1 pseudogene is annotated in these 449 nt (G+C 42.3%); it reads left to right on the top strand.

The annotated features are described in order from the left end of the window. Positions 1 to 280 (top strand): annotated as a pseudogene (locus AAEZ03_RS25945) (hypothetical protein); the annotation flags it as partial. Positions 281 to 449: the final 169 nt, after the last annotated feature.

Here is a 449-nt window from a genome sequence, read left to right as displayed (position 1 = left end):
GAGTAATCGTATTATGGATCGTGATTTGGTCAATATTATCACCAACGTCCTGACCATTGAGGCACCAAAGCCACTTTATATCGCCACTGACTATGCGCCCGTCACCACTCATGAGCTAGGCGTTTGGTTAAGCGAGCAAATAGGTGAGACACCGCCTACTATTGATCATTCAAAAACAGCAGTTACGGGGAAGCGCTTGCATAGCAACATTCCGTTAGCTTGGCTGAATTATCCTGACTGGCAAGCAGGTTATCGTGATATTTTGAGTTATCAAGAGTAAGATGATAGTTTGATTTAATTAGAATTATTTTTATGTTTTATAGTTTATGGAGATTTCATGACCCAGCCTTCTACTTCTGATGACCGTTTGTCTCATGCTAATCTGGCAGCAGAAGGCGGTAAGCTGGCAGAAAACCATGTGCAAAAAAAGGCTGAGCAATCATCCATGC

The organism is Pseudomonas sp. HY2-MNA-CIBAN-0224, from assembly GCF_040310285.1.
Lineage (GTDB): Bacteria > Pseudomonadota > Gammaproteobacteria > Pseudomonadales > Pseudomonadaceae > Aquipseudomonas > Aquipseudomonas helleri.
The sequence above is the reverse complement of the archived record's forward strand: the minus strand, read 5'-3'. Positions and strand labels throughout refer to the sequence as shown.